The sequence below is a fragment of the Streptomyces sp. BPTC-684 genome (assembly GCF_030028635.1).
GTDB classification, from domain to species: Bacteria; Actinomycetota; Actinomycetes; order Streptomycetales; family Streptomycetaceae; genus Streptomyces; species Streptomyces noboritoensis.
The window spans coordinates 5,636,714-5,657,886 of sequence record NZ_CP124863.1; the positions used below are offsets into that span (position 1 = coordinate 5,636,714).

Consider the following 21,173-nt stretch of genomic DNA (forward strand, 5'->3'; position numbering starts at 1 on the left):
AACTATGTATCAATACATAATGCCAGTCAAGGGGGAGCAGTGACATTGCGCAGCCGACGTGCCGCACTGTGGGAACGAGTCCCGGGAGGCCGCGACGGCCGGCTGATGCTCTGGGTCGCCTTCGTCGACCGGACCGGAAGCGGCCTGTGGGCCGCCGCCTCGGTCCTGTACTTCACCTACGTGGCCGGGCTCTCGGTCGCCCAGGTCGGCACACTGGTCGCCCTGGCCGGCGCGGTCGGCATCGCGGGCGCCCCCATAGGGGGCCGCATCGCCGACCGGCTGCCCCTCACGCGCGTGCTCATCGTCTTCCAGGTCCTGCGCGCACTGGCCTCCGCCGCACTGCTCACCACCGACAACTACGCACTCCTGCTGGTGTACTCGGCCGTCGGCAGCTTCGGCGACCGCTCCGCCAACGTGCTCACCAAGCTGTACGCGGCCCGCGTCGCCGGACCCGACCGCGTCCGCTACCAGGCCGTCAGCCGCACCCTGGCCAACGCGGGCTGGGCCGTCGGAGGCCTCGCCGCGGCGCTCGCCCTCGCACTCGCCACCACGGCCGCCTACCAGTGGCTGCTCGCCGGAGACGCCCTCTCCTTCGTCGGCGCCGCCCTGGTCACCGCCCGCTGCGCCGAACCGCCCTCGCCCGCGCGCACGGTCGCCACCTCCAAGGACCCCGCCCCGGCCGTACGACCGGGCAGCCCCTGGAAGGACCGCGCCTACCTGGCCTACGTGGCCACCGAGTCGGTGCTCTTCATGGACGACGCCGTCTTCAAGGTCGGCATCCCCCTCTGGGCCGTCTCCGCCACGGACGCGCCCCACGGCCTCGTACCGCTCCTGATGGTGCTCAACAACGTGATGGTGGTGGGCCTCCAGGTCCCCCTCGCCCGCTTCGGCGCGACCACCAAGGCGGCGCACCGGCTGCTCCTCCCGCTCGCCGCCGTCTTCGCCGCCGCCGGCGTCGCCATGGCCGCCTCGGCGGTCCACGGCGCCGTACCGGCGAGCATCTGCCTGACCGTCTCGACCGCCGCCTTCACCCTGGCCGAGATGATCCACGCCACCGTCTCGTGGGAACTCTCGATCGCCCTGGCCCCGGACCAGGCCCAGGGCGCCTACCTCGGCGTGCACGGCCTGGCCCAGTCCGCACAGCGCAGCGCCGGACCGCTCGCCGTCACCGCGGCCATCGCGACGGGCCCCGTCGGCTGGACGGTCTTCGGCGCCGTCATCGCTCTGACCTGCTGTGTTCAGCACCGGCTGGTACGGGACCGGCTGCCGCGACCGGCGTTGTCAGTGCCCTCGGTTACGGTGAGTGAGCACTGATCGACAGCACGCAGGGGGAAGCATGGCGCACATCCGCAACTCCAGGAAATCCACCGGCCCGACGGCCTCCACCCGGTCCCGAACACCTCGCGGCTCCCGGCCCGTCCACGCGGCCAGAGCCATGCGGCGGACCCTGCGCAGGGAGACGCCCAGCACGGTGGGGCTGCTGGCCGACGCGTACGACTTCGAGGCGATGACGCGGTACCGGTCCTTCGCCTTCGACGACCACACCGCCTATCTCCGCCAGGTCGACGGCCTGCTCAGATCCCTCGCCGCCCAGGGACTGCACACCACGGTCGCCCTCTTCGACCCGGAGGAGTTCACCGAGTTCTGCACGGCCGGCGGCATCGACCCCGACACCGCCGACAGCCGCACCCGCTTCACCGCCGAGATCGCGGCGGGCGGCGCCCGCGTCGCCTACGCGGGCCAGCCCATCGAGAGCCTGGTGCCCGAGCTCATCAACAAAGCGGTCCGCCAGGCGACCTGGGACTACGCGACCCTGCTCCTGGCGGACCTGGGGGAGTGCGCCGAATGCGGCCAGGACATCGGCCGCTCCGCCTTCGAACGCGCCTCGACGATCCTCACGCGCCTGATCGAGGCGGCGGGCCCGGGCCTGCACCACATGGTGTGCAGCGTCCAGGCACAGCAGGAGCACCTCATCGCCGTGCTCCACGCGGAGGGCCACGGCGGCGACCCGGCCCTGCTCGACGAGACGGACGTCGCCGAGTTCGTCACCGTCCTCGCCGCGGGCATCGCCCAGCACAGCCCAGGCGGCCTGGTGCTGCGGACGACGGCGACGGACGCGCCCGACCGAGTCCACGGCTGGCGGCTGCACGAAGGCAGCCTGCTCCCGCTCACCGCCGGGGAGGTCTTCAGCGCGTACTGCACCGATGCCGACACCGGAGACCCGGTGGCACCCGAACCAGGAGTGGACTACCGGGCGGGCTTCCCGTTCGACCAGCCCACCACTGACCACTGACGGACAAGCGAAAGGGGCTCCCCGCCGCACCGGCGACGGGAAGCCCCTCTCACTCAGACACTGCGTCGAGGCAGCGCATGGCCCGGGTCACTCCCCGGACAGCACCGCCTGCGCGGCCACGCGGGCCTCCTCGGCCGAGTCCGCGGCACGGGCCGCGGCGGCCGCGCGCTCGCACTGGGCGAGCGTGTACTTCGCCAGCGTCGCGCGCACATAAGGAATGGACGCGGCACCCATCGACAGGCTGGTCACACCCAGACCGGTGAGCACACACGCGAGCAGCGGATCGGAGGCAGCCTCACCACAGACACCACAGCTCTTGCCCTCGGCCTTGGCCGCCTCGGCGGACATGGCGACCAGGTCGAGCAGCGCGGGCTGCCACGGGTCCTGCAGCCGCGACACCGCACCGACCTGCCGGTCGGCCGCGAACGTGTACTGGGCCAGGTCGTTGGTGCCGAGCGACAGGAACTCGACCTCCTGGAGGATCGAGCGCGCGCGGAGCGCGGCGGAGGGGATCTCCACCATCGCGCCGAACTTCGCCTGCAGCCCGGCCGCCCGGCACGCGTCCGCGAACGCCTTGGCGTCCGTACGGTCCGCGACCATCGGCGCCATGACCTCCAGATAGACCGGAAGCCCCTCGACGGCCTTGGCCAGCGCCGTCAGCTGCGTCCGGAGCACCTCGGGGTGGTCCAGGAGCGACCGCAGACCGCGCACGCCGAGCGCCGGGTTCGGCTCGTCGGTGGGCGTCAGGAAGTCCAGCGGCTTGTCGGCGCCCGCGTCCAGCACGCGCACGACCACACGGCCCTCGGGGAACGCCTCCAGCACCTTGCGGTAGGCCTCGACCTGCTTCTCCTCCGACGGCGCCTTCGCGGAGTCGTCGAGGAAGAGGAACTCGGTACGGAACAGACCGACGCCCTCGGCGCCCGCCTCCACCGCCGCCGGCACGTCGGCGGGACCGCCGACGTTGGCGAGCAGCGGGACCTTGTGCCCGTCCGAGGTCGCACCCGGACCGGAGGACGCGGCCAGCGCGGCCTTGCGCTCGGCCGCGGCGCGCTCCAGCTCGGCGCGCTTGTCGTCGCTCGGGTCGACGAAGATCTCGCCGGTGCTGCCGTCGACGGCGACCAGCGTGCCCTCGGCCAGCTCACCGGCGCCCGGCAGTGCCACGATCGCGGGGACGCCCAGCGCCCGCGCCAGAATCGCGCTGTGGCTGGTCGGCCCGCCCTCCTCGGTCACGAAACCGAGCACGAGCGCCGGGTCGAGCAGCGCGGTGTCGGCGGGAGCGAGGTCGCGCGCGATCAGCACGTACGGCTCGTCGCTGTCCGGAACGCCCGGCATCGGGACGCCCAGCAGGCGCGCCACGATGCGGTTGCGCACGTCGTCGAGGTCCGCCACGCGCCCGGCCATGTACTCACCGGCGCCCGCGAGCAGCTCGCGGTAGTGCGAGAACGCGTCGTACACGGCCCGCTCGGCGGTGCTGCCGACGGCGATGCGCCGGTCGACGTCCGCGATCAGCTCGGGGTCCTGGGCGATCAGGGCCTGAGCCTCCAGCACGGCCTGCGCCTCACCCCCGGCCAGGTTGCCGCGCGCGTTCAGGTCGGCCGCCACGGCCTCGACGGCCTTGCGGGCACGCCCCTGTTCGCGCTCCGCCTCCTCCGCCGGAATCTGCTTGGCCGGCGGCTCCAGGACCGCAGTGCCCATGTGCCGGACCTGGCCGATCGCCACACCGTGGCTCACGCCGACGCCTCGCAGCGTTGTCTCCATTTCACCCGTCTCCGATTGGTGCGGCGGTCTCCGCCACCGCGGTGGATGTCCGACTCACCGTCTCGACGACGGCGGCGTCACGACTTCTGGCTGAACTACTTCCAGGTGAAGAGGACGTCGCCGGCCTTCACATCGCCGTCCGCACGGAGGTCGCCGAGGGAGTCAGCAGTGGCTTCGAGGGCCACGATGGGGCACACGGGGGACTTCCCGGCCTCTTCGACCGCAGCCGGGTTCCAGCGCACGACGGCCTGGCCGCGCGTGACGGTGTCGCCCTTGTTGACGAGCAGCTCGAAGCCCTCGCCGTTGAGCTGGACGGTGTCGATACCGAGGTGCGTCAGCACACCGTGGCCCTCGTCGTCGACGACGACGAAAGCGTGCGGGTGCAGGGAGACGATGACGCCGTCGACGGGGGAAACCGCCTCCGAGGGCTCCCGTACGGGGTCGATGGCGGTACCGGGACCCACCATTGCGCCGGAGAACACCGGATCGGGCACTGCCGCGAGTCCGATGGCACGCCCGGCGAGCGGGGACGTCACGGTGGTCATGGATGGCCTCCCAGGGGTGGGGCTTCTTCGTGTCACCGTCACTACATGCTGTGTGACGGCGTACTGTTCAGAAGGGTAAGTCATAAGAAGTCCGGGTTCGCCTGGTATGACTCCAGTCCGGGCTTCCCCGACGGAGACTACTGGACTAGACCGGTGCGGTAGTGGACTAGACCATAGACCCCCGGAGGCTCGTGGGCCGATTTGCCCGGACCGCGCCGGTGGCTGTACTGTCCTAAGTCCCGCCTGACCACAACGTGTGAACTTCACGTGAATGTGTCGGGACGGGCAGGCTCCTCTTCACTTGCTGATCTTGACCCTGCGCCTCTTTTTGCTGTGCCGGTATTTCCGTGCACCGCAAAACGAAGTGGCCAGGGAGGCGGAAAAGCACTGGTAGAGTCGGAGCCGCCGGAAAGGGAAACGTGAAAGCGGGAACCTGGAAAGCGCCGAGGAAGTCGGACCGGGAAACGGTCTGATAGAGTCGGAAACGAAGGAAGCGCCCGGAGGGCCCGGAAACGGGAACAAAGGAAGCGTCCGTACCTTGAGAACTCAACAGCGTGCCAAAAGTCAACGCCAGATTGACAACCCCGGCCCATCCCTTGTGGTGGGTTGGAGGTTCCTTTGAAAAGTCCTGCCGGTCCTTGTGACGGGCAGGCAATTACACAGCGAGGACGCTGAGGACGACTGGCCATATTCCGGCCTGGTTGTTCCGCTCTTTCGTGTGTGCGCACCGGATGACCGGTACACATTCATGGAGAGTTTGATCCTGGCTCAGGACGAACGCTGGCGGCGTGCTTAACACATGCAAGTCGAACGATGAAGCCTTTCGGGGTGGATTAGTGGCGAACGGGTGAGTAACACGTGGGCAATCTGCCCTTCACTCTGGGACAAGCCCTGGAAACGGGGTCTAATACCGGATACGACCCGCCGAGGCATCTCGGTGGGTGGAAAGCTCCGGCGGTGAAGGATGAGCCCGCGGCCTATCAGCTTGTTGGTGGGGTGATGGCCTACCAAGGCGACGACGGGTAGCCGGCCTGAGAGGGCGACCGGCCACACTGGGACTGAGACACGGCCCAGACTCCTACGGGAGGCAGCAGTGGGGAATATTGCACAATGGGCGAAAGCCTGATGCAGCGACGCCGCGTGAGGGATGACGGCCTTCGGGTTGTAAACCTCTTTCAGCAGGGAAGAAGCGCAAGTGACGGTACCTGCAGAAGAAGCGCCGGCTAACTACGTGCCAGCAGCCGCGGTAATACGTAGGGCGCAAGCGTTGTCCGGAATTATTGGGCGTAAAGAGCTCGTAGGCGGCTTGTCACGTCGGATGTGAAAGCCCGGGGCTTAACCCCGGGTCTGCATTCGATACGGGCTAGCTAGAGTGTGGTAGGGGAGATCGGAATTCCTGGTGTAGCGGTGAAATGCGCAGATATCAGGAGGAACACCGGTGGCGAAGGCGGATCTCTGGGCCATTACTGACGCTGAGGAGCGAAAGCGTGGGGAGCGAACAGGATTAGATACCCTGGTAGTCCACGCCGTAAACGTTGGGAACTAGGTGTTGGCGACATTCCACGTCGTCGGTGCCGCAGCTAACGCATTAAGTTCCCCGCCTGGGGAGTACGGCCGCAAGGCTAAAACTCAAAGGAATTGACGGGGGCCCGCACAAGCAGCGGAGCATGTGGCTTAATTCGACGCAACGCGAAGAACCTTACCAAGGCTTGACATATACCGGAAACGGCCAGAGATGGTCGCCCCCTTGTGGTCGGTATACAGGTGGTGCATGGCTGTCGTCAGCTCGTGTCGTGAGATGTTGGGTTAAGTCCCGCAACGAGCGCAACCCTTGTTCTGTGTTGCCAGCATGCCCTTCGGGGTGATGGGGACTCACAGGAGACTGCCGGGGTCAACTCGGAGGAAGGTGGGGACGACGTCAAGTCATCATGCCCCTTATGTCTTGGGCTGCACACGTGCTACAATGGCCGGTACAATGAGCTGCGATGCCGTGAGGCGGAGCGAATCTCAAAAAGCCGGTCTCAGTTCGGATTGGGGTCTGCAACTCGACCCCATGAAGTCGGAGTTGCTAGTAATCGCAGATCAGCATTGCTGCGGTGAATACGTTCCCGGGCCTTGTACACACCGCCCGTCACGTCACGAAAGTCGGTAACACCCGAAGCCGGTGGCCCAACCCCCTTGCGGGGAGGGAGCTGTCGAAGGTGGGACTGGCGATTGGGACGAAGTCGTAACAAGGTAGCCGTACCGGAAGGTGCGGCTGGATCACCTCCTTTCTAAGGAGCACAGTACCGATTGCAGGCAAATGTTCTGCACGGTCAGCTCATGGGTGGAACGTTGACTATTCGGCACTTTCAGAAGGTTTTCCCTAGTACTGCTTCGGCGTGGAACGTGAAAACCGCTCTGGAAGGGCCGGGCACGCTGTTGGGTGTCTGAAGGCACGGGCTTTACGCCTTGTCTTCGGTATGCCGGCCCCAGTGCACTCGAACCGGTTGGTTCGGGGTGATGGGTGGCTGGTCGTTGTTTGAGAACTGCACAGTGGACGCGAGCATCTGTGGCCAAGTTTTTAAGGGCGCACGGTGGATGCCTTGGCACCAGGAACCGATGAAGGACGTGGGAGGCCACGATAGTCCCCGGGGAGCCGTCAACCAGGCTTTGATCCGGGGGTTTCCGAATGGGGAAACCCGGCAGTCGTCATGGGCTGTCACCCATGCCTGAACACATAGGGCATGTGGAGGGAACGAGGGGAAGTGAAACATCTCAGTACCCTCAGGAAGAGAAAACAACCGTGATTCCGGGAGTAGTGGCGAGCGAAACCGGATGAGGCCAAACCGTATGCGTGTGATACCCGGCAGGGGTTGCGCATACGGGGTTGTGGGATCTCTTTTTCATAGTCTGCCGGCTGTGAGACGAGTCAGAAACCGTTGATGTAGGCGAAGGACATGCGAAAGGTCCGGCGTAGAGGGTAAGACCCCCGTAGCTGAAACGTCAACGGCTCGTTTAAGAGACACCCAAGTAGCACGGGGCCCGAGAAATCCCGTGTGAATCTGGCGGGACCACCCGTTAAGCCTAAATATTCCCTGGTGACCGATAGCGGATAGTACCGTGAGGGAATGGTGAAAAGTACCGCGGGAGCGGAGTGAAATAGTACCTGAAACCGTGTGCCTACAAGCCGTGGGAGCGTCGCGCATCGAGTTTACTCGGTGCGTCGTGACTGCGTGCCTTTTGAAGAATGAGCCTGCGAGTTAGCGGTGTGTAGCGAGGTTAACCCGTGTGGGGAAGCCGTAGCGAAAGCGAGTCCGAACAGGGCGATATAGTTGCACGCTCTAGACCCGAAGCGGAGTGATCTAGCCATGGGCAGGTTGAAGCGGAGGTAAGACTTCGTGGAGGACCGAACCCACCAGGGTTGAAAACCTGGGGGATGACCTGTGGTTAGGGGTGAAAGGCCAATCAAACTCCGTGATAGCTGGTTCTCCCCGAAATGCATTTAGGTGCAGCGTCGTGTGTTTCTTGCCGGAGGTAGAGCACTGGATAGGCGATGGGCCCTACCGGGTTACTGACCTTAGCCAAACTCCGAATGCCGGTAAGTGAGAGCGCGGCAGTGAGACTGTGGGGGATAAGCTCCATGGTCGAGAGGGAAACAGCCCAGAGCATCGACTAAGGCCCCTAAGCGTACGCTAAGTGGGAAAGGATGTGGAGTCGCAGAGACAACCAGGAGGTTGGCTTAGAAGCAGCCACCCTTGAAAGAGTGCGTAATAGCTCACTGGTCAAGTGATTCCGCGCCGACAATGTAGCGGGGCTCAAGCGTACCGCCGAAGTCGTGTCATTGCAGCATGAGGGCCAACGCCCGCTGTGATGGGTAGGGGAGCGTCGTGTGCCGGGTGAAGCCGCAGCGGAAGCTAGTGGTGGACGGTTCACGAGTGAGAATGCAGGCATGAGTAGCGATACACACGTGAGAAACGTGTGCGCCGATTGACTAAGGGTTCCTGGGTCAAGCTGATCTGCCCAGGGTAAGTCGGGACCTAAGGCGAGGCCGACAGGCGTAGTCGATGGACAACCGGTTGATATTCCGGTACCCGCTTTGAAACGCCCAATATCGAATCCATTAATGCTAAGGCCGTGAAGCCGTTCCGGACCCTTCGGGGAAAGGAAAGTGGTGGAGCCGTCGACCCGAGGTGGTAGTAGGTAAGCGATGGGGTGACGCAGGAAGGTAGTCCAGCCCGGGCGGTGGTTGTCCCGGGGTAAGGGTGTAGGCCGTGTGGTAGGCAAATCCGTCACACGTTAAGGCTGAGACCTGATGCCGAGCCGATTGTGGTGAAGTGGATGATCCTATGCTGTCGAGAAAAGCCTCTAGCGAGTTTCATGGCGGCCCGTACCCTAAACCGACTCAGGTGGTCAGGTAGAGAATACCGAGGCGTTCGGGTGAACTATGGTTAAGGAACTCGGCAAAATGCCCCCGTAACTTCGGGAGAAGGGGGGCCATCACCGGTGATCGGATTTACTCCGTGAGCTGGGGGTGGCCGCAGAGACCAGCGAGAAGCGACTGTTTACTAAAAACACAGGTCCGTGCGAAGCCGTAAGGCGATGTATACGGACTGACGCCTGCCCGGTGCTGGAACGTTAAGGGGACCGGTTAGCTTGGATTCGTCCAGGCGAAGCTGAGAACTTAAGCGCCAGTAAACGGCGGTGGTAACTATAACCATCCTAAGGTAGCGAAATTCCTTGTCGGGTAAGTTCCGACCTGCACGAATGGCGTAACGACTTCTCGACTGTCTCAACCATAGGCCCGGTGAAATTGCACTACGAGTAAAGATGCTCGTTTCGCGCAGCAGGACGGAAAGACCCCGGGACCTTTACTACAGTTTGATATTGGTGTTCGGTTCGGCTTGTGTAGGATAGGTGGGAGACTGTGAACTCTGGACGCCAGTTCAGGGGGAGTCGTCGTTGAAATACCACTCTGGTCGTGCTGGATGTCTAACCTGGGTCCGTGATCCGGATCAGGGACAGTGTCTGATGGGTAGTTTAACTGGGGCGGTTGCCTCCTAAAGAGTAACGGAGGCGCCCAAAGGTTCCCTCAGCCTGGTTGGCAATCAGGTGTTGAGTGTAAGTGCACAAGGGAGCTTGACTGTGAGACCGACGGGTCGAGCAGGGACGAAAGTCGGGACTAGTGATCCGGCGGTGGCTTGTGGAAGCGCCGTCGCTCAACGGATAAAAGGTACCCCGGGGATAACAGGCTGATCTTCCCCAAGAGTCCATATCGACGGGATGGTTTGGCACCTCGATGTCGGCTCGTCGCATCCTGGGGCTGGAGTCGGTCCCAAGGGTTGGGCTGTTCGCCCATTAAAGCGGTACGCGAGCTGGGTTTAGAACGTCGTGAGACAGTTCGGTCCCTATCCGCTGTGCGCGTAGGAGTCTTGAGAAGGGCTGTCCCTAGTACGAGAGGACCGGGACGGACGAACCTCTGGTGTGCCAGTTGTCCTGCCAAGGGCATGGCTGGTTGGCTACGTTCGGAAAGGATAACCGCTGAAAGCATCTAAGCGGGAAGCCTGCTTCGAGATGAGGGCTCCCACCACCTTCGAGTGGGTAAGGCTCCCAGTAGACGACTGGGTTGATAGGCCAGATGTGGAAGCCTCGTAAGGGGTGGAGCTGACTGGTACTAATAGGCCGAGGGCTTGTCCTCAGTTGCTCGCGTCCACTGTGTTAGTTCTGAAATAACGAACGGCCGTGTTGTTGCCCGGTTTCGTTAATTTCATAGTGTTTCGGTGGTCATAGCGTTAGGGAAACGCCCGGTTACATTCCGAACCCGGAAGCTAAGCCTTTCAGCGCCGATGGTACTGCAGGGGGGACCCTGTGGGAGAGTAGGACACCGCCGAACAATTTTTAGCCTCAACCCCCGTGCCCTTTTGGGCCGGGGGTTGAGGCATTTTTGCGTTCAGGACCCGTTCAAGACCGTTCAGGGCCTTATCCGACCCGTACCCCTGTGCACTCGTGCACGTCCGCGGCCGGTAAGGTCAGGGGGCATCGTTGGCACGTTCACAGGAGGCCCCCGGGTGGAGGTCCAGGAGACTCGCGTTCAGACGGACCGGGTGCTCACCATCCCCAACATCCTCAGCATGGCGCGTCTCGTCGGCGTACCCGTGTTCCTGTGGCTGATCCTCCGACCCGAGTTCGGCGGGCCCAAGAGCGATGGCTGGGCATTGCTCGTACTGGCGCTGAGCGGTGTCAGTGACTACCTGGACGGGAAGCTCGCCCGGCGCTGGAACCAGATCAGCAGCCTCGGCCGACTGCTTGACCCGGCGGCCGACCGGCTGTACATCCTTTCCACGCTCGTCGGTCTCACCTGGCGGGAGATCCTGCCGGTTTGGCTGACCGCTGCCCTTTTGGCCCGGGAGCTGATGCTTCTGGTGATGGTGGGAATCCTCCGCAGGCACGGCTATCCGCCGCCGCAGGTGAACTTCTTGGGTAAGGCGGCCACGTTCAACCTCATGTACGCCTTCCCGTTGCTTCTGCTGAGCGACGGAAGCGGTTGGCTCGCGGATCTGGCGGCGATTTTCGGATGGGCGTTCGCCGGATGGGGTACAACTCTGTATTGGTGGGCAGGGATCCTGTACGTGGTTCAGGTCCGTCGGCTGGTCAAGGCGGACTCAGCGGCCGATTGAGCTCGTCGGCGGTCCTTCGGAGCAGAGGGGTCCGCGCGTGATGCCAGGGGGCCCACCCGGACGGGTGCAGTCGGCTAGACCGTCGTCTCGTCAAGGAGGACGCTTCCGACATGAAGGCCGTCGTGATGGCCGGTGGCGAAGGAACACGACTTCGCCCCATGACCTCGAGCATGCCCAAGCCGCTCCTGCCGGTGGTGAACCGGCCGATCATGGAGCATGTGCTGCGGCTGCTCAAGCGGCATGGGCTCAATGAGACCGTCGTGACCGTGCAGTTCCTGGCCTCGCTGGTCAGGAACTATTTCGGCGACGGCGAGGAGCTCGGGATGGAGCTCACCTATGCCAATGAGGAGAAGCCCCTCGGTACCGCGGGCAGCGTCAAGAACGCCGAGGAGGCCCTCAAGGACGATGCCTTTCTCGTCATCTCGGGCGACGCCCTCACCGACTTCGATCTGACGGATCTCATCAACTTCCACAAGGAGAAGGGCGCACTGGTCACGGTGTGCCTGACCCGGGTGCCCAACCCGCTGGAATTTGGCATCACCATCGTCGACGAAGAGGGAAAGGTCGAGCGCTTCCTGGAGAAGCCGACCTGGGGCCAGGTCTTCTCGGACACGGTGAATACCGGAATCTATGTGATGGAGCCGGAGGTCTTCGACTACGTCGAAGCCGATGTGCCCGTCGACTGGTCCGGTGACGTCTTCCCTCAGCTGATGAAGGAGGGCAAGCCCATCTACGGCTATGTCGCGGAGGGCTACTGGGAGGACGTCGGCACGCACGAGAGCTATGTGAAGGCGCAGGCCGACGTACTCGAAGGCAAGGTCGACGTCGACATCGACGGCTTCGAGATCTCGCCGGGCGTCTGGGTCGCGGAGGGCGCCGAAGTCCATCCGGACGCGGTGCTGCGCGGTCCGCTCTACATCGGCGACTACGCCAAGGTCGAAGCCGATGTGGAGATCCGCGAGCACACGGTCATCGGGTCCAACGTCGTCGTCAAGACCGGGGCCTTCCTCCACAAGGCCGTCGTCCACGACAACGTCTACATCGGGCAGCACAGCAATCTGCGCGGCTGTGTGATCGGCAGGAACACCGACATCATGCGGGCGGCCCGGATCGAGGACGGCGCCGTCATCGGGGACGAGTGCCTGGTCGGTGAGGAATCGATCATTCAGGGCAATGTCCGGGTCTATCCGTTCAAGACCATCGAGGCGGGCGCGTTCGTCAACACCTCGGTGATCTGGGAGTCGCGCGGTCAGGCCCACCTCTTCGGGGCGCGCGGTGTCTCCGGCATCATCAATGTGGAGATCACCCCGGAGCTCGCGGTGCGGCTGGCCGGCGCGTACGCCACGACGCTGAAGAAGGGCGCGACCGTCACGACGGCCCGTGACCACTCGCGCGGTGCGCGCGCCCTGAAGCGGGCGGTGATCTCGGCCCTCCAGGCCAGTGCCATCGACGTACGGGACCTGGAGAACGTACCGCTGCCGGTGGCGAGACAGCAGACCGCGCGGGGCAGCGCTGGCGGGATCATGATCCGGACCTCGCTGGGCGTGCCGGACTCCGTCGACATCATGTTCTTCGACGAGCGGGGCGCGGACCTCTCGCAGGCCGGGCAGCGCAAGCTGGACCGGGTGTACGCACGTCAGGAGTACCGGCGGGCGTTCCCCGGCGAGATCGGTGACCTGCAGTTCCCGAGCAGCGTCTTCGACTCGTACACCGGCTCCCTGCTGCGCAAGGTCGATACGACGGGTGTCGCGGAGGCCGGACTCAAGGTCGTGGTCGACGCGTCCAACGGCAGCGCGGGCCTTGTCCTGCCCAGTCTGCTCGGGCGGCTCCAGGTCGACTCGCTCACCATCAACCCGGGGCTCGACGAGTCGCGGCCGACCGAGACGGCCGACGGGCGACGGGCCGGTCTGGTGCGGCTCGGGGAGATCGTGGCCTCGGCGCGGGCCGCGTTCGGCGTGCGGTTCGACCCGGTCGGGGAGAAGCTGTCGCTGGTCGACGAGCGCGGGCGGATCGTCGAGGACGACCGGGCGCTGCTGGTGATGCTGGATCTGGTGGCGGCCGAGCGGCGCAGCGGGCGGGTGGCGCTGCCGGTGACCACGACCCGTATCGCCGAGCAGGTCGCCGCGTACCACGGTACGCAGGTGGAGTGGACGACCACGTCGCCCGACGACCTCACGCGTGTGGGCCGTGAGGAGTCGACCATCTTCGGTGGCGACGGGCGCGGCGGGTTCATCATTCCCGAGTTCAGCAGCGTCTTCGACGGCGCCGCCGCCTTCGTACGGCTCATCGGTCTGGTGGCGCGAACGCAGCTGACGCTCAGTCAGATCGATTCACGGATACCGCGTGCCCATGTGCTGCGCCGGGACCTGGCGACGCCCTGGGCGGTCAAGGGCATGGTCATGCGGCGGGTGGTCGAGGCGGCCGGGGACCGGTCGGTGGACACGACCGACGGGGTACGGGTCGTCGAGGCCGACGGCCGCTGGGTGATGGTGCTGCCCGACCCGGCCGAGGCGGTCACCCATCTGTGGGCCGAGGGGCCCGACGACGCCTCCGCGCAGGCGCTGCTCGACGAGTGGTCCGCGATCGTGGACAGCGCAGGTCACTGAGGTCTTCGGGGGTGCCGGGCGGGGCCGTGGGACGCCGCCCGGCGCACCGGTGGGGCCATTCGGCGACAGCGGCGCCGACGTGCGACGATGTGCGGCATGCCGCAGCAGCCCCCCGTTCGGAGCACGCCTTCTCCGCCGTCCCGCCCCGACGCGTCCATGTCGCTGCTGACCAATGTGATGGACCACGCGCTCGACGACGGGTACGCGGAGGCGACGGCCCGGCGCAAGGCCGAGGGCCAGGAGGGCATGCCCCGCACCCTGCGCGCGAAGCTCGGGCTGGCCGCCGGTCTGGTGCTCGCCGCCGTGGTGGTGACGATCGGCGCCGCGCAGGCGCGGATAACGGCACCGGTGGTCGCCAAGGAGCGCCAGGAGCTGATCGGGCGCGTGGAGGCGGAGACCAAGGCGGCGGACGACCTCCAGAAGGAGGTCGACTCGCTGCGCGACGAGGTCGGTGACCGCCAGCGCAAGGCGCTGGAGAAGCACGGCGGTGACCAGGGCGAACTGGTCGCGCTGCTGTCGGGAGCCACCGAAGTGCGCGGCCCCGGTGTGAAGCTGGTCGTCGACGACGCCAAGAACACCGAGTCGGGCGGGGGCGGCGGGCCGCGTGAGAACAGCAGCTTCTCGGACACCGGCCGGGTCCGCGACCGGGACATGCAGCGCATCGTCAACGGCCTGTGGCAGTCCGGCGCCGAGGCCGTGGCCATCAACGGTCAGCGGCTGACCGCCCTTTCGGCGATCAGGGCGGCCGGCGACGCCATACTGGTCGACAACAGGCCGCTGGTGCCGCCGTACACGGTGCTCGCGGTGGGGGACGGGAAGAAGCTCAGCACCGCCTTCCAGGACAGCGCCGACGGCCAGTACCTCCATGTTCTCCAGGAGAACTACGGCATCCGTTCCAGCATTTCGGACCAGGGCGAGGTGCGCCTGCCGGCCGCGCCGAGCCTGATCGTACGTACAGCACAGCCGCAGGCCACCGGCGCCGGCAGGGGCGCGGCCGCCACAAGGAAAGGCACATCGTGATCGCCGTACTTGGCCTCGTCGTGGGAGTCGTGGTCGGACTTTTGGTCCGGCCCGAGGTGCCCGCGGTGGTCGAGCCGTATCTGCCCATCGCCGTCGTCGCCGCGCTGGACGCGGTCTTCGGCGGTCTGCGGGCCATGCTCGACGGCATCTTCGTCGACAAGGTCTTCGTGGTGTCCTTCCTGTCGAACGTCGTCGTGGCGGCGCTGATCGTGTTCCTCGGTGACAAGTTGGGCGTGGGCGCGCAGCTGTCGACCGGTGTGGTCGTCGTGCTCGGCATCCGGATCTTCTCCAACGCCGCGGCCATCCGCCGGCACGTCTTCCGGGCGTGAGGCCGATGAGCAGCGAAGACACTCCTGAGCAGGGTTCGGATCGCACTCCGGGGCCCACCGGAGGAACTCCTTCCGTGCCGGAGCCCCCTCGGGCCGACACGCCGAAAGGTCCCGACACGCCGAAGGCGCCCGGGACGCCCCCGCCGTCGCAGATGCCCTCGGTGCCCGAAACGCCCGAGACGCCCGCCCCTTCGCCCCAGGAGCCGTCGGGGCCGCAGCTGACGGGCCGCCAGCGGCTGGCCGCGGGGCTGTGGCCGCCGCGGGTGACCCGGGCCCAACTGATCGTCGCCCTGCTGCTGTTCGTGCTCGGCCTGGGCCTGGCCATCCAGGTCCGCTCCACCAGCGACAACAGCGCGCTGCGCGGCGCCCGCCAGGAGGACCTGGTGCGCATCCTGGACGAGCTCGACTCCCGTACCAAGCGTCTTGAGGACGAGAAGCAGCGGCTGGAAGGGCAGCGCACCGAGCTGGAGACCAGCTCCAACCAGGCGGCCGAGGCGCGCAAGCAGACCCTGGAGAAGGAGCGTCAGCTGGGCATCCTGGCCGGCACGGTCGCCGCGCAGGGCCCCGGCATCACGCTGACCATCATCGACTCCAAGAAGGCGGTCGAGGCGGACAAACTGCTCGACACCATCCAGGAGCTGCGCGCCGCGGGCGCGGAGGCGATCCAGGTCAACGACGTCCGGGTGGTCGCCAACACGTACTTCTCGGACGCCGACGGGGGCATCGAGGTGGACGGGCGGAAGGTCGCCGCTCCCTATGTCTTCAAGGTGATCGGGAAGCCACAGGATCTCGAACCCGCGCTCAACATCCCCGGCGGTGTGGTGCAGACTCTGGAGAAGGAGCAGGCCACGGCCACTGTGGTCCGTTCCGAGAAGATCGTCGTGGATGCCTTGCGACCGGCGAAGCGGCCTGACTACGCTCGGTCGTCCTCGCGGTGACGCGGGGCCGCATGCGAGCGACCGCACAAGGGCATGAGCTTGCGGGGGGTCGGCGCACCCAACTCGTGGTGCGTGGTGGAAACTGTTTGGCGGATACGGACGTTGTGAGGATGTCCGGGTCGGCCGGTGTGTTGATTCTGGGTTCGTCCTGCCCCACGGGCGGGTCTGTTTCGGTCAAGGGGAATCGCCCGTGAAGTTGTTTGCGAAGTTGTTCGGCAAGAGCGCACGTGAGGACGGTGCCAGCGGCTCCGCCCGGCACCGTGCCCGAGGCCGTGGACAGGCGGAGGAGCAGGGCGGCGAGCGCCCGCTGTTCCGCGATGAGGTGAGCCGCCCCGGAGGTGACATTCCGGGCGGTCCGGGCGCGTCTTCTGTTGACCCTGCCGGTCCCGGCCGCATAGGTTTCGGGGATCCATCAAGTACGGGTGGAGGGTTCGCGCCCGACCCGTATGCGACCAGCGCCCACGCGGTCCAGCCGGGTCAGGAGGATCCGTCCATGCCGGTGTGTACGAGGTGCGGGCACAGCAATGCGGCGGCGAGCCGCTTCTGCTCCAACTGTGGCGCGCCGCTGCGCCCGGGCGCGGTTCCCGAGCGTGCCGCGGAGACCACGTCGACGATCTCGATCTCCGGCCTGGAGGCGTACGACTCCGAGGTGACGGGCCAGACGGCGCTGCCGTCGCTGTCGCCGGAGGCGCAGGCCGCGGTCGACGCGCTGCCGCTGGGCTCCGCCCTCCTGGTGGTGCGCCGCGGTCCCAACTCGGGCAGCCGCTTCCTGCTGGACGGCGAGCTGACCACGGCGGGCCGGCATCCGCAGAGCGACATCTTCCTCGACGACGTGACCGTGTCGCGCCGTCATGTGGAGTTCCGCCGGGGCGCGGACGGCCGCTTCACCGTCTCGGACGTCGGCAGCCTCAACGGTACGTATGTGAACCGGGAGCGGATCGACTCGATCGACCTGTCCAACGGCGACGAGGTGCAGATCGGGAAGTACCGGCTGGTGTTCTACGCGAGCCAGCGCGGCGCCTGACCCCTCCCAGACTCCGCTCGGGGGCCCTCAGGGGAAAGACCATCCAGGGAAGGCCCATGCTGCACACACCGACGGGCGGTGCCGGAAACGGCACCGCCACCGCGGGCGACCGGCTGATGAGCATCGGCACCGTGCTGAACCAGCTGCGCGAGGAGTTCCCCGAAGTCACCATCTCCAAGATCCGCTTCCTGGAGTCCGAGGGCCTGGTGGAGCCCCGGCGCACGCCGTCGGGGTACCGCAAGTTCAGCCCCGAGGACGTGGAGCGGCTCGCCCAGGTGCTGCGGATGCAGCGGGACCACTATCTGCCGCTGAAGGTCATCCGCGAGCACCTCGACGCGCTGAGCCGGGGGGAGCAGCCCGTGCTGCCCGCTCCGGGCGGAGCGCGCGATCTCGCGGACGGCGGGGGCGAGGGCGACCCGGAGCGCCCCACGGCGTCCCGTGTGGGGCGTACGGAGCTGCTGGTGGCCGCCGAGGTCACCGAGGCGGAGCTGACCGAGTGGGAGTCCTACGGGCTGATCTCGGCCGGTCCCGAGGGCGGCTACGACGCGGAGTCGGTGAACGTGGCGCGTCTCGTGGCGGACCTGGGCCGATTCGGTCTGGAACCGCGGCATCTTCGCGCCATGAAGGCGGCGGCCGACCGCGAGGCCGGTCTGGTCGAACAGGTGGTCGCACCCCTGCGGCTGCACCGCAACCCGCAGACCAGGGCGCATGCGGAGGCGACCGTCAAGGAGCTGGCGGCGCTGTCCGTGCGGCTCCACGCTGCCCTGGTCCAGACCGCTCTAGGGGTCCGGCTGCAGTGAGTCAGGGGGTCCCCGACTACCCAAACCTGCCGGGCACGTCCTAGGGTTGCTGTGTGAACGAGCTCGACGTCGTGGGTGTCCGGGTGGAAATGCCCTCCAACCAACCGATCGTGCTCCTGCGTGAAGTGGGAGGCGATCGGTACCTCCCCATCTGGATCGGTCCAGGGGAGGCGACCGCGATCGCCTTCGCCCAGCAGGGGATGGCTCCGGCGCGGCCGCTGACGCACGACCTTTTCAAGGACGTGCTGGAGGCCGTGGGCCAGGAGCTGACCGAGGTCCGCATCACGGACCTGCGCGAAGGCGTCTTCTACGCGGAGCTGGTCTTCGCCAGTGGTGTCGAGGTGAGCGCGCGTCCGTCCGACGCCATAGCGCTCGCCCTGCGCACCGGAACGCCGATCTACGGCAGTGACGGGGTGCTCGACGACGCCGGGATCGCGATCCCGGACGAGCAGGAGGACGAGGTGGAGAAGTTCCGCGAGTTCCTCGACCAGATCTCGCCCGAGGACTTCGGCACCAACAGTCAGTGAGCCGCCGCGCCGGGAGCCCCCGCAGGCCGGGCGGCTCCGGCGCATTCGAGTAGCCTTTCCCCGAAGAGGGGTACGCGAAACCACTCTCAGGGTGATTATCACTCGGCGTGCCGAGTGTGGCGATCGTTGACGCACCCCGAGTGACTGCCTACCGTCGTGAGGGCAGTTCTAGGACGGAGGGTCGGCGTGAGAAGCAGCGGCGACAGTACGGCAGGGGAGGCCCCCGGACGTCCGGGGGAGAGCGGGCCGTACCCGCCCCCAGGCTCTCGGCCGGGCCCGAGCAGTGGACACCCCCTTCACGACAGTGCGGACGACACCGGCACCGACACCGTCGGATACCGGGGGCCTACGGCGTGCGCGGCGGCGGGGATCACCTACCGGCAGCTCGACTACTGGGCGCGCACCGGCCTGGTCGAGCCCAGTGTGCGTCCGGCGTACGGATCGGGCACCCAGCGGCTCTACAGCTTCAAGGACGTCGTCGTCCTCAAGATCGTCAAGCGTTTCCTGGACACCGGGGTCGCCCTCCAGAACATCCGCACCGCCGTCCAGCACCTGCGCGAGCGCGGCTTCCGCGACCTCGAGCGGATGACGCTGATGAGCGACGGGGCCACCGTGTACGAGTGCTCCTCGCCCGACGAGGTCGTCGACCTGCTCCAGGGCGGCCAGGGCGTCTTCGGCATCGCCGTCGGCGTGGTGTGGCGTGACGTCGAGGCGGCCCTGTCCCAACTGCACGGGGAGCGGGTCGACACCGGCGAGACGCTGGTCGGGCACAACCCCGCCGACGAGCTCGCCCGGCGCCGCAACCGGGCGGTCTGAGGGGCCCCGGGGCCGCCGGGGGCCGATTGTCAGTGGCGTGAGGCAGCATCGGTGATGTGAGAGCCGCGCCGACCATTCTGCATCTGGACATGGATGCCTTCTTCGCCGCCGCAGAGCAGGCGTCGAAGCCGAGCCTGCGCGGAAAACCCGTGATCGTGGGCGGCCTCGGACCGCGCGGTGTGGTGGCCACCGCGTCGTACGAGGCACGGCGCTTCGGCGCGCGGTCCGCGATGCCGATGGCGCAGGCGAGACGGCTGTGCCCCAACGGCGCGTATCTGGTGCCGCGCTTCGGCTTCTACCGCTCGATCAGCGAGCAGGTGATGGAGTTGCTGGGGCGGCTGTCGCCCCTGGTGGAGCCGCTGAGCCTCGACGAGGCGTTCGTGGACCTGGAGGCCGGGGGAGTCGCGTGGGACGCTCAGTCGGCCCGTGAGGCCGGTCAGCGGCTGCGTGCGGACATCCGGGCGGTGACGGGTCTGACGGGCTCGGTGGGGCTCGCCGGGTCCAAGATGCTGGCGAAGATCGCCTCGGAGGAGGCCAAGCCCGACGGTCTCAGGCTCATAGAGCCGGGCACCGAGCGGGATCTGCTCGCCCCGATGCCGGTCAGGACGCTGCCGGGCGTGGGGCCCGCGACCGGGGAGCATCTGCGCAGGGCCGGGATGACCACGGTCGCGGATCTGGCCGAAGCGGGCGAGGACGAGCTCGTACGGCTGCTGGGCAAGGCGCACGGGGCGTCGCTGCACCGGATGGCGCTCGGGCTCGACGACCGGCCGGTGGTGGCCGAGCGGGACACCAAATCGGTGTCGGTCGAGGACACCTTCGACGTGGATCTGCACGACCGGGTGCGGGTGATGAACGAGGTGGGGCGGCTCGCCGACCGGTGTGTGCAGCGCCTGCGCGCGTCCGGCCACTCGGGCCGCACCATCGTCCTCAAGGTCCGCAGGTACGACTTCTCGACGCTGACCCGGTCGGAGACGCTCAGGGGGCCCACGGACGACCCCGCGGTGGTGCGCGAGGCGGCCGGGCGTCTGCTCGACTCCGTGGACACGACGGGCGGCGTGCGCCTGCTCGGCGTCGGCGTCAGCGGCCTCGCGGACTTCACGCAGGAGGACCTCTTCGCCCAGGCGGCCGGTGAGCGGGAGGCGGTCGAGGAGCCGGCCGCCGAGGACGAGGCGGAGCCGGCCGCCCCCGAGCAGGCGGAGGCGGCCGACCCGGCCGAGCGGCACTGGCCGGCCGGGCACGACGTGCGCCACCGCGAGTTCGGCCCCGGCTGGGTGCAGGGCAGCGGGGTGGGGCGGGTCACCGTCCGGTTCGAGACGCCCACGTCGACGGCGCCCGGCCGGGTGCGGACGTTCCGGGTGGACGACCCGGACCTGGAGCCGTCCGATCCGCTGCCGCTGGTGGCCGGGCCCGGGGAGACGGAGGCGGGTGACGCGGAGGGTCAGGCCTCGTCGTCCTCCTCGCCCGCGAGCCGTCCGAAGTCCCGGTCGGGGCCGGGCAGCGGATCGGGGGCGGCGATGTCGAGACCGTAGTGGTGGTAGAGCTGCAGCTCCTGTTCGGGGGAGAGGTGGCGGCCGACGCCGAAGTCGGGAGCGTCCTTGATCAGCGCCCGGTCGTAGGGGATGTGCAGCGCCTCGTCGACGAGGGTGCTGGGCTCCAGCGGGACGAAGGCGTCCCGGCTGAACAGGCCGGTGCGTACGGCGGCCCACTCGGGCACTCCGGTGGCGTCGTCGAGGTAGACCTCGTCCACCGTGCCGATCTTGTTGCCGTTGCGGTCGAACGCCTTGCGGCCGATCAGGCTGCGCGGATCGATATCGGTCTGCACGGTCCCTCCAACTGGTCGCAACTGCTCGTAAGCACTACG

General features: G+C 67.0%; 15 protein-coding genes and 3 rRNA genes. 15 read left to right on the forward strand and 3 right to left on the reverse strand.

The window, feature by feature from the left end; all coding sequences use genetic code 11:
* Positions 1–105 precede the first annotated feature (105 nt).
* Together QIY60_RS25055 and QIY60_RS25060 are read left to right on the forward strand one after the other, a co-directional pair.
* Positions 106–1,314, forward strand: a complete 1,209-nt coding sequence (locus tag QIY60_RS25055; RefSeq protein ID WP_283144436.1) for an MFS transporter — start codon at positions 106–108, stop codon at positions 1,312–1,314.
* A 121-nt stretch (positions 1,315–1,435) separates the two neighbouring features.
* Positions 1,436–2,293: a hypothetical protein gene (locus tag QIY60_RS25060; protein ID WP_283146064.1), complete on the forward strand. Its 858-nt coding sequence runs from the start codon at positions 1,436–1,438 to the stop codon at positions 2,291–2,293.
* Positions 2,294–2,380: 87 nt separating this feature from the next.
* Here the strand turns inward: QIY60_RS25060 and ptsP are convergent, their stop codons facing one another.
* Positions 2,381–4,051, reverse strand: a complete 1,671-nt coding sequence (gene ptsP, locus QIY60_RS25065) for a phosphoenolpyruvate--protein phosphotransferase (RefSeq protein ID WP_283144437.1) — start codon at positions 4,049–4,051, stop codon at positions 2,381–2,383.
* Between the two features lie 95 nt (positions 4,052–4,146).
* On the reverse strand, positions 4,147–4,596 hold the full coding sequence (locus QIY60_RS25070) for a PTS glucose transporter subunit IIA (RefSeq protein ID WP_283144438.1): 450 nt from the start codon (positions 4,594–4,596) through the stop codon (positions 4,147–4,149).
* Between the two features lie 745 nt (positions 4,597–5,341).
* On the opposite strand from QIY60_RS25070, the gene QIY60_RS25075 reads away from it, so the two are divergent.
* The 13 genes from QIY60_RS25075 (at position 5,342) to QIY60_RS25135 (ending at position 20,841) form a co-directional block, all read left to right on the forward strand.
* A 16S ribosomal RNA gene (locus tag QIY60_RS25075) occupies positions 5,342–6,869 on the forward strand.
* A gap of 280 nt (positions 6,870–7,149) precedes the next feature.
* Positions 7,150–10,273: ribosomal RNA gene (locus QIY60_RS25080) — 23S ribosomal RNA — on the forward strand.
* Positions 10,274–10,351: 78 nt separating this feature from the next.
* Positions 10,352–10,468: ribosomal RNA gene (gene rrf, locus QIY60_RS25085) — 5S ribosomal RNA — on the forward strand.
* The 16S, 23S and 5S rRNA genes sit together here, the layout of an rRNA operon.
* Positions 10,469–10,643: 175 nt before the next feature.
* On the forward strand, positions 10,644–11,252 hold the full coding sequence (locus tag QIY60_RS25090; RefSeq protein ID WP_067155476.1) for a CDP-alcohol phosphatidyltransferase family protein: 609 nt from the start codon (positions 10,644–10,646) through the stop codon (positions 11,250–11,252).
* Positions 11,253–11,362: 110 nt separating this feature from the next.
* Positions 11,363–13,858, forward strand: coding sequence for a mannose-1-phosphate guanyltransferase (locus tag QIY60_RS25095; protein WP_283144439.1), 2,496 nt, complete (start codon positions 11,363–11,365; stop codon positions 13,856–13,858).
* A gap of 87 nt (positions 13,859–13,945) precedes the next feature.
* The gene (locus QIY60_RS25100; RefSeq protein ID WP_180357124.1) at positions 13,946–14,878 is read left to right on the forward strand and encodes a DUF881 domain-containing protein; all 933 of its coding nucleotides are present in this window, start codon (positions 13,946–13,948) and stop codon (positions 14,876–14,878) included.
* Positions 14,875–15,207: a small basic family protein gene (locus QIY60_RS25105; protein ID WP_003970459.1), complete on the forward strand. Its 333-nt coding sequence runs from the start codon at positions 14,875–14,877 to the stop codon at positions 15,205–15,207. Before QIY60_RS25100 ends, QIY60_RS25105 begins: the two co-directional genes overlap by 4 nt.
* 5 nt (positions 15,208–15,212) lie before the next feature.
* Positions 15,213–16,145 carry a DUF881 domain-containing protein gene (locus QIY60_RS25110; protein ID WP_283144440.1) on the forward strand — a complete coding sequence of 311 codons (933 nt, stop codon included), beginning with the start codon at positions 15,213–15,215 and terminating at the stop codon, positions 16,143–16,145.
* An 82-nt stretch (positions 16,146–16,227) separates the two neighbouring features.
* Positions 16,228–17,169, forward strand: coding sequence for an FHA domain-containing protein (locus tag QIY60_RS25115; protein WP_101387280.1), 942 nt, complete (start codon positions 16,228–16,230; stop codon positions 17,167–17,169).
* Between the two features lie 56 nt (positions 17,170–17,225).
* The gene (locus tag QIY60_RS25120) at positions 17,226–17,969 is read left to right on the forward strand and encodes a MerR family transcriptional regulator (RefSeq protein WP_283144441.1); all 744 of its coding nucleotides are present in this window, start codon (positions 17,226–17,228) and stop codon (positions 17,967–17,969) included.
* A gap of 53 nt (positions 17,970–18,022) precedes the next feature.
* The gene (locus QIY60_RS25125; protein WP_006123076.1) at positions 18,023–18,496 is read left to right on the forward strand and encodes a bifunctional nuclease family protein; all 474 of its coding nucleotides are present in this window, start codon (positions 18,023–18,025) and stop codon (positions 18,494–18,496) included.
* Positions 18,497–18,682: 186 nt separating this feature from the next.
* The gene (locus QIY60_RS25130) at positions 18,683–19,312 is read left to right on the forward strand and encodes a MerR family transcriptional regulator (protein ID WP_283144442.1); all 630 of its coding nucleotides are present in this window, start codon (positions 18,683–18,685) and stop codon (positions 19,310–19,312) included.
* A 56-nt stretch (positions 19,313–19,368) separates the two neighbouring features.
* Positions 19,369–20,841 (forward strand): DNA polymerase IV, encoded by a 1,473-nt coding sequence (locus QIY60_RS25135; RefSeq protein ID WP_283144443.1) that lies wholly within the window; start codon positions 19,369–19,371, stop codon positions 20,839–20,841.
* On the opposite strand, the gene QIY60_RS25140 is transcribed toward QIY60_RS25135, so the two are convergent.
* Positions 20,751–21,134: a PRC-barrel domain-containing protein gene (locus tag QIY60_RS25140; RefSeq protein WP_283144444.1), complete on the reverse strand. Its 384-nt coding sequence runs from the start codon at positions 21,132–21,134 to the stop codon at positions 20,751–20,753. The genes QIY60_RS25135 and QIY60_RS25140 overlap by 91 nt on opposite strands.
* Between the last annotated feature and the right edge of the window lie 39 nt (positions 21,135–21,173).